General features: G+C 60.8%; 8 protein-coding genes. 2 read left to right on the forward strand and 6 right to left on the reverse strand.

Going from position 1 to position 6480, the window contains the following annotated elements; translation table 11 throughout:
- Window positions 1-17 precede the first annotated feature (17 nt).
- Entirely contained in the window at window positions 18-170 is a 153-nt protein-coding gene (locus tag ACK4OE_RS24640) for a GGDEF domain-containing protein (protein ID WP_409889048.1), read from the forward strand.
- 235 nt (window positions 171-405) lie between these two features.
- Here the strand turns inward: ACK4OE_RS24640 and ACK4OE_RS24645 are convergent, their stop codons facing one another.
- The 5 genes from ACK4OE_RS24645 to ACK4OE_RS24665 form a co-directional block, all read right to left on the reverse strand.
- Window positions 406-843 (reverse strand): T6SS immunity protein Tdi1 domain-containing protein, encoded by a 438-nt coding sequence (locus ACK4OE_RS24645; protein ID WP_010461412.1) that lies wholly within the window; start codon window positions 841-843, stop codon window positions 406-408.
- A 66-nt stretch (window positions 844-909) separates the two neighbouring features.
- Window positions 910-1455, reverse strand: a complete 546-nt coding sequence (locus tag ACK4OE_RS24650) for an NADAR family protein (RefSeq protein ID WP_409889037.1) — start codon at window positions 1453-1455, stop codon at window positions 910-912.
- Between the two features lie 514 nt (window positions 1456-1969).
- Window positions 1970-2476, reverse strand: coding sequence for a hypothetical protein (locus ACK4OE_RS24655; protein WP_409889039.1), 507 nt, complete (start codon window positions 2474-2476; stop codon window positions 1970-1972).
- A gap of 610 nt (window positions 2477-3086) precedes the next feature.
- On the reverse strand, window positions 3087-3314 hold the full coding sequence (locus ACK4OE_RS24660) for a hypothetical protein (protein ID WP_409889041.1): 228 nt from the start codon (window positions 3312-3314) through the stop codon (window positions 3087-3089).
- 307 nt (window positions 3315-3621) lie between these two features.
- Complete coding sequence (locus ACK4OE_RS24665; RefSeq protein WP_409889042.1) at window positions 3622-4578, reverse strand: LysR family transcriptional regulator; 957 nt, start codon at window positions 4576-4578, stop codon at window positions 3622-3624.
- Between the two features lie 97 nt (window positions 4579-4675).
- Between ACK4OE_RS24665 and ACK4OE_RS24670 the strand changes: the two genes are divergently transcribed.
- Window positions 4676-5920, forward strand: coding sequence for an MFS transporter (locus ACK4OE_RS24670; RefSeq protein ID WP_409889044.1), 1245 nt, complete (start codon window positions 4676-4678; stop codon window positions 5918-5920).
- Between the two features lie 111 nt (window positions 5921-6031).
- Here ACK4OE_RS24670 and ACK4OE_RS24675 read toward each other — a convergent pair.
- On the reverse strand, window positions 6032-6480 hold a 449-nt coding region (locus ACK4OE_RS24675; RefSeq protein ID WP_409889046.1), incomplete at its 5' end, for a molybdopterin-dependent oxidoreductase.

Consider the following 6480-nt stretch of genomic DNA (forward strand, 5'->3'; position numbering starts at 1 on the left):
GCATCCGCGCCGCCTGCATGCCCCAAGGCAACGAGGTGGGCTGTACCGTCAGCATCGGCGTCACCCTGAGCCTGCCGCAGAACGACTCGATGGACAAGCTGCTGGCGCGGGCGGATGCGGCGCTGTATGAAGCGAAGAACACGGGGCGGAATCGGGTGGTGGCTGGGTAAGAGGGCTCTCTGACGAAGGGTAGAGGAGGGGCGCTTTCGGCCCGGAACGGCCTATGGAGGAGATCCGGCAGATGATCGCCCAGCAGCGATTGCTGTCATCCGCGCTTCGTCGTTGAACGCGTACTATCGGCCAAGAGCAGTCGGTGGCGGCTACCGAAAGCGGACGCTCAACGTTTGAGATGAGAGGCTTGACCCGGCTTGCCGGGGCAAGTCCTCTCGATGGAAGGGTTAGGCGTCATTTGATGATTCGAAGTTGTACCTGCGAGCCTTCGGGCAGATCTTTGACTTGGTGAGCTATGTCGCCTGTGACTTCTATGAGTTCTGAGAAGGCAATTGAAGCCAGATTGTCACCGCCGTACTCACCACCGAATGGCCCGGGAATCTTGAAGCAGTACTTTCGACTTGGCTCGAGTGGTCCGACCTTTACCTTAGCCTCCTCGACGAGGGCAAACATGTTCCAGTCTTGCTGAAACTCTTCATCCTTGGTTAGTGAATCGAGTGCCGTTCGATCAGCGGCTACTACTTTGCAAGACAGATCTTCTGGACATATGCGCCAGTACTGCCCCTGCTCATCTCGAACCATGAGATTGCCAAAGTCGTTCTCGCCGACGACTTTGACGGGATTGATGCCTGTCCAGCCCCAGGCGCGCTGAATGTGTTCGATGAGTTCCATGACGCCTAATGTTCGACCTAAGGGGCGGCTTGCGGCTTGCCGCAAGACGTCCCCTTGACGGAGGGGTTAGGCGTCACGGCGTACCTGCATGAGCGCGAAGCCCAAGAGATTGAGGCCTCGCCACTGATTGGGATTGTTGACCTTCTCGTCATCCTGGGCCAGACCGATGCCCCAGACTCTATCGACTGGGCTCGCTTCAACAAGGATGCGATCGCCAGTTTGCTGGAGAAACTGCCCAAGTTCAACGTTTTGTGTGAACTTGGCTTGGTTGGCGCGGACAACGATGGAGAAGCGATGCTGAAGCCAAGTGGCTTCATCAAAACCGCGCACTTGGCGCCCCAAGGCTTTGGCGGCTCCCGGGTTTGGAGCTCGAAGAATCTGCTCTTTGGTTGCCTGATCGCCGAAGAGCGAAGCCTTCTCAGCCATCATGAAATGCTCCGCCGTGGGGTATTGCTGCCCATCTACGACGAAGGGGGCTCCGTACCATTGGCTGAAGCAGGATGCGGTGACGCCATGCTTGCTGGGTTGGTGGCCCCAGAAGAAGACGAACTTCAGCTTCTGTCCAGCATTGAAGCGGGTCCGCAAGTCTTCGAGTAGTTGTGAGTCGTTCATACTTCTCCCATTAACGCCTAACGTTGGAGTTAAGCGGAGCCGCTGTGCGGCGTCTGCTTGAACGACCTGTGAGCCTGCAGACCGACAAAAGCGGGGAAGAGGGCCAAGGGACACAGTAGGTGGAGCCACATGAGAGAAGCGACGTCCGCGAGGCTCTCTCCTGGTGCATAGTAAAAGGAAGCGCCGAGTACGGTGGCCGAGGCGGCCAGACCGGCGGCAAAACCCACTGAAAGCTCGCCAAGCAACCAGGACGTGAGGATGGTTCCAAGGGCCACAAAGGGCAACCAGGAAAGGACGTGAAGGAGCGGGGCAAGCCAAGCGGTCCGCTCCGCACCGCGCCCAAAAGGATGGAATGCCACCCAAAGTCCGAAAGCGTTGAGCGCGAGCCATGCCACGCCAACGCCCAAGGCAGCGGCAATCAAGAGCGTTCGAACTCGCACAGGCGCTTCAATCTGCAAGCTAGCGTTGGAGGTGACCCGCGTGCTGCCGGTGTGTGTCCGTGTCGATCCACTGGTTAGGCGGCAGCATCCGGATACTCCCAGTCAACAAGCTTGACTCTGAACTTCTCCAGTGCCATCAAGGTCAGGGCGCAGCGGCTGCAGTCTTCTTCGAATTTCTCGGGGAGCATTTCCTCCTCTACCTCTTCTCTTATGCCCTTCTTGCCACTGAGCTCGGAGTTATACCGGATGAGGCCCTCCAAGCCGTCGACGTTGAACCAACGCATGTACTTGGAGTGAACGATTTCATTTCGCCTCTTGGCCAGCTTTAATACTTCCACCATGAGCTTGTGGAATTCAGGTTTCTCGACGGATTGCGGCGGGCGAAGCAGATCGACGTGACGAGCGAACATAACGTCAGTGGTTTTGACCCGCTTGCCAAACTCAAGCTCGTTCACAAGTATCAGAACCGCTTCGCTGTCTCCACGGGACATGCGCACTAGCAGATCGGTCAACGTCGCTTCGATATGCTGGAACAGGAATACAAAGCGTCCGAGTTGGTGGAAAGGAGTTGGTTGTTCCATCTGAGGCCTACCGCAATGTATCTCGCAGAACTTGCGGGATAGGCTGGACCGTGCGGGATATTCTGGACACTGATTTCTCCTGGAAGTGGCTTGCAGCCTGGGTTTTCATGCCTAGAGCTATGGAAACGTTCAGGTATAGAGATTTCTGCAACTCCCGCAAGCTTCAGCTGAGCAAACTATAGCCTGCGAACGCGCAAAGGCAGGGGTGGCGGCGCTTAAGGTTGGGGCGCAAGCAGAACAAATGACCGGATTGGAGAGTTGCGCTCAACGTCGCCTTCGGGACTATTGCAGCCTTTCGATTTTCTCTACGCGTTCCTCACCTGCGCGCCCAGCCTTTTTTAAGGCCCATCTCATGCCCGGCCTTCGTGCGCCGCCGTAGTACTTCTTCAATGCAGAGCACGCTCGATTGGACCTTAAAACCATGGAGCGTAGGCATGCAGCCCGGCATTTCTCACGTGGGCGATGTCATCTTTTTAGGATGAAAAAATACATCGAAAAAATTCCTAAGGAAAAGCAAAAGGCGATGGCATGTATGCCAATGAATTTCAACAGAAAAATAGTGAAATCAACCCGTGCAGCAACTGAGCCGTCAAACTTTCGCGACTGATCTTTAACAGAATCTCCATTGGAAAATCTGGATAAAAAATAGATCAGCACCACTGATAGTGGTCACAACAGCCAGCCCGACGGCCATGATCACACCAGACAAGAGGGAAGTTCGGTAGTACCCCAAGCCTTCAATCATGGCGAAGTAGAAAAACAGAGTTGCGCCCCCCAATACAGCCAGAAAGACGAACACCATCTGGCGCTTGATTAGAAAATCAAAAACATCGTTCATGCATCATCCCCAGCCCCAATTCCTCTCTGTCAGGAAGGTCGATCGATCACCTGGTCTATCTCAATTCGCATCTCCAAAGCCAGAGAACATGTCCAGCTAGCAACTGTAAGCCGACTCAGCCTCACTGGCTGCGTCCTATTGCCACGCGCTGAAGTGACGTACTTCTTGACGGTGAACCTCGTACGGTGGCTGATTGTTCAACCAATCGTTTACCTCCTTCAGGGGAAGTGGCCACGTACAACAACAGGGTGCTTTCAATAGGAAGGTCGGGGCGTATCTCCGCTCCTGGCCGGCAGTCGTCGTCCGTTCAAGACACCACCCCCCGCATCCCCGCCAACCCCGGCATCGCCCCCCGCATCCCCTCCAAAAACAACCGCAACCGCGCCGGATAAAACCGCGCATGTGGATACACCAGATACACCGGTAGCGAGGGGGCCTGCCAGGTGGGCACCAAGTGCAGCAAGCCGCCTGCGCGCAGATCCGCATCTACGATCCACGCCGATGCAATACACGCGCCGAGCCCGGCCAGGGCGGCGCTGCGCAGGGCGTACAGGCTGTCGGTGGCCAGTCGGGGGGTGATGGCGAAGGTGCTGGCCTCGCTGCTGTGCTGGTGGGTCAATGTGACTTCGCGCTGGTAGAAGGTGCTGAGCGCCAGCCAGGGTAGATCCTTCAGATCCTGCGCGTGTTGCGGTGTGGGCCGACTTGCCATGAGGGCGGGCGATGCCAGTACGATGCGCGGCACTTCGGCAAGGCGAATGGCGACCACCGAGGGGTCTTCCACCGCACCCACCTGGATGGCGCAGTCAATACCTTCTGCGATGAAGTCAGGGCGGCGGTCGTGCAGCATCCATTCCACCGAAACATCGGGGTAGCGGCGCAGGTAGTCCATCAGCGGGGGGATGAGCTGGTTTTGCCCGAAGGCGTGGGGCGCCAGCACGCGCAAGGTGCCGCGCGGTGTGTCGGCCGTGCCGCGCAGGTCGTCTTCCATGGCGCGCCAGTCTTCCAGCAGGGCTTTGGCGTGGGCAAAGCAGCGGTCGCCGTCTTCCGTCAGTTTCATCACATGGGTGGAGCGCTGCAGCAGCTTGACGCCCAGGCTGCGCTCCAGCGCTTGCAGGCGGCGGCTCACGGTGGGCTGGCTGGTGCCCAACTGCTGGGCGGCGGCAGACAGGCTGCCGGCCTCGACGATGCGGACAAAGGTCTGCATCAGCTCGATGCGGTCGGCGCCGGGCGGCTGGGTCGGGAGGGCCTGGAGGGTGTTGGTCATACGCAAAGCGTATAACGAATTTGCAATTCAGCCTACTACCCAGCGCGGCGACGGGATAGAACAATCGCCCCATTCCTTTTAAACCGATGGTGTTGTGATGTCTTCCATTCAAAATGTGCATGCAAGGGGTGTGGCGGGGCGGGCCCCGGTGGCGCTGGCTGAAGAGAGTGCGGCAGGCGCGGTGAGCGCGCCGCTGCTGTTGCTGCTGGCGACCACGGCGGGGCTGAGCGTGGCGTCGCTGTATTACAGCCAGCCCATGCTGGGCGTGCTGGGGCCCGACATGCAGGCCGACAGCCGCGTGGTGGGGCTGGTGCCCACGCTCACGCAGCTGGGGTATGCGCTGGGCATCTTGCTGCTGGCGCCGCTGGGCGACCGGTTTGACCGGCGCCGCATCATCGTCATCAAGTCCATCGCGTTGATGCTGGCGCTGCTGCTGAGCGGCCTGGCACCCGGCATGGGCGCGCTGCTGGCGGCCAGCCTGGCCGTGGGCCTGGCGGCCACGGTGGCGCAAGACGTGGTGCCCGCCGCCGCTACGCTGGCCCCGGCCGCACAGCGCGGGCGCATGGTGGGCACGGTGATGACGGGGCTGTTGCTGGGCATTTTGCTGTCGCGCGTGGTCAGCGGCTTTGTGGCGCAGCAGTGGGGCTGGCGCACGGTGTATGTGGCGGCGGCGGTGGCCATTGCGCTGCTGACGGTGGCCGTGTGGCGCGGGCTGCCGCGCTTTGCTCCCACCACGCAGCTGGGCTATGGCGCGCTGATCGGCTCGATGGTGGCACTGTGGCGCCAGCACGCAGCGCTGCGCCGTGCGGCCTGGGCGCAGGGGCTGCTGGCGGTGGGCTTCAGTGCGTTCTGGTCCACGCTGGCGGTGATGCTGCACAGCCAGTTCAACCTGGGCACTGCGGCGGCAGGTGCGTTTGGCCTGGCCGGGGCGGCGGGTGCACTGGCTGCACCGCTGGCCGGGCGCCTGGCCGACAAGCGCGGGCCCGAGGTGGTGACGCGCTACGGCGCCGGGCTGGCCGCCGTGTCGTTTGCAGTGATGGCGCTGGCGCCGCTGCTGCCTGCGCAGGCCCAGCTGGGCTTGATTGTGGTCAGCGCCATCGGCTTTGACTTTGGCGTGCAGGCCACGCTGGTGGCGCACCAGACCATCGTGTACGGCATCGACCCTGCGGCGCGCAGCAGGCTCAATGCGCTGCTGTTCACGGGCATGTTCATCGGCATGTCGGCCGGTGCGGCGCTGGGTGCCTTGGTGCTGGCGCAGTGGGGCTGGCTGGGCGTTGTGGCGTTGGCTACCGCGGGGTCGCTGGCTGCACTGGCGGTGCGGATCGCGGGGCGGACACGGTGATTTGAATGGAAAATGCCTCTAGCGCTTGATGGGAAAGCGCTAGCAGCTATCAAAAAAAGAGCGGCCAGGAAGCCGCTCTTTCTTTTTTGCTGGGCTACCTTGCCGGTGGCCTCAGACCTTCTTCACTTCAATGTGATACAGCCCCCAGGGGCACAGGCCAAAGCGTTCCTTCACTGGCTTGTCCTTGAAGGCGGGCAGCACGTCCGCGTCGTACACCGCCCACTGCGGGCCCAGGCCGCCCAGGGCCATGGGCTGGCCGTCGATGTGGGTGGCGACGATCATGCGGTAGGCCTGCACGTCGGCCATGCTGATGGTCACGTTGTAGCCGTCCACCGCGCGCAGCACCAGCTGCACGGGGCTGCCAGCGGCCACACCGGCAGCGGCCAGCACGGTGGTGAGCAGGGGGCCTTTGAGCGTGTGGGGCTTGCTGTCGTATTCCAGCGTTGGCTTGATGGTGACGGCGGGCATGCGCTGCAGGGCGGCGGCGTCCAGCGCGTGGGCTTTGTCGAACTGGATCCCGTGTTTGCCCATCATCTGGTCGATGGTGGCATCGAGCGCGC

The sequence above is a fragment of the Acidovorax sp. genome, assembly GCF_046314175.1.
Classification (GTDB): domain Bacteria; phylum Pseudomonadota; class Gammaproteobacteria; order Burkholderiales; family Burkholderiaceae_C; genus Acidovorax.

Coding starts and splice junctions, on each gene's coding strand:
- ACK4OE_RS24665 (WP_409889042.1), bottom strand. CDS start 4,578: ATGACCAACACCCTCCAGGCCCTCCCGACCCAGCCGCCCGGCGCCGAC.
- ACK4OE_RS24660 (WP_409889041.1), bottom strand. CDS start 3,314: ATGAACGATGTTTTTGATTTTCTAATCAAGCGCCAGATGGTGTTCGTC.
- ACK4OE_RS24650 (WP_409889037.1), bottom strand. CDS start 1,455: ATGAACGACTCACAACTACTCGAAGACTTGCGGACCCGCTTCAATGCT.
- ACK4OE_RS24645 (WP_010461412.1), bottom strand. CDS start 843: ATGGAACTCATCGAACACATTCAGCGCGCCTGGGGCTGGACAGGCATC.
- ACK4OE_RS24640 (WP_409889048.1), top strand. CDS start 18: ATGCCCCAAGGCAACGAGGTGGGCTGTACCGTCAGCATCGGCGTCACC.
- ACK4OE_RS24655 (WP_409889039.1), bottom strand. CDS start 2,476: ATGGAACAACCAACTCCTTTCCACCAACTCGGACGCTTTGTATTCCTG.
- ACK4OE_RS24670 (WP_409889044.1), top strand. CDS start 4,676: ATGTCTTCCATTCAAAATGTGCATGCAAGGGGTGTGGCGGGGCGGGCC.